Genomic DNA, 750 nt, shown 5'->3' on the forward strand with positions numbered 1-750 from the left:
AACCTGCACGTGCGCGGCGACGGCGGCAGCGCCGGCCTGCCCGGGGACGTGCGCGGCCAGCGCGGACACGACCGACGCCATCACGCCACCGCCCTGCCGCGCCGCGCGAACCAGGCCTGCGCCCCATTCACCAGTAGCAGCGACAGCAGCGACAACAGCAGCATCGCCGCGGCGATCGCGCTGGCGCCGCCGTAGTCGAACTCTTCCAGGCGGATGGTGATCAGCAACGGCGCGATCTCGGTGGCATTGGGCAGGTTGCCGGCGATGAAGATCACCGAGCCGTACTCGCCGACGCCACGCGCGAAGGCCAGCGCGAATCCGGTCAGCACCGCCGGCCACAGGGTCGGCAGCACTACCCGGCGCACCGTCTGCCAGCGCCCGGCACCGAGCGTGGCCGCCGCCTCTTCCAGTTCCCGCTCGGCCTCGGCCAGCACCGGCTGCACGATCCGCACCACGAACGGCAGCCCCACGAACACCAGCGCCACGACGATGCCCAGTGGCGCGTAGGCGACCTTGACCCCGCTCGCCCCGCTGACCTGCATCAGCCCGACATAGCCGACCAGCAGGCCGCCGACGCCCAGTGCGGCCAGGCTCAGCACGGCGACCGTGCCGAGCAGGCGCTGCAGCACGCGCAGCGGTGCCGGCAGCAGCGCCTGGCTACGCCGCAGCAGCGCGTAGCCGGTCGCCGCCAGCGCCAGCAGCAGCGCCAGCCGCGGCCACCACCAGGCCAGCGTCGGCAGGCTGGGCGCC

The 750-nt window shown here is 73.9% G+C and carries 1 protein-coding gene; it reads right to left on the bottom strand.

Annotated elements, in window-relative coordinates; all coding sequences use genetic code 11:
- Positions 1-80: 80 nt before the first annotated feature.
- Positions 81-750, bottom strand: a 670-nt coding sequence (locus D588_RS25935; protein ID WP_017917608.1) for an ABC transporter permease subunit, incomplete at its 5' end; no start/stop codon positions are given.

Source organism: Xanthomonas sp. SHU 308, from assembly GCF_000364645.1.
Classification (GTDB): Bacteria; Pseudomonadota; Gammaproteobacteria; order Xanthomonadales; family Xanthomonadaceae; genus Xanthomonas_A; species Xanthomonas_A sontii.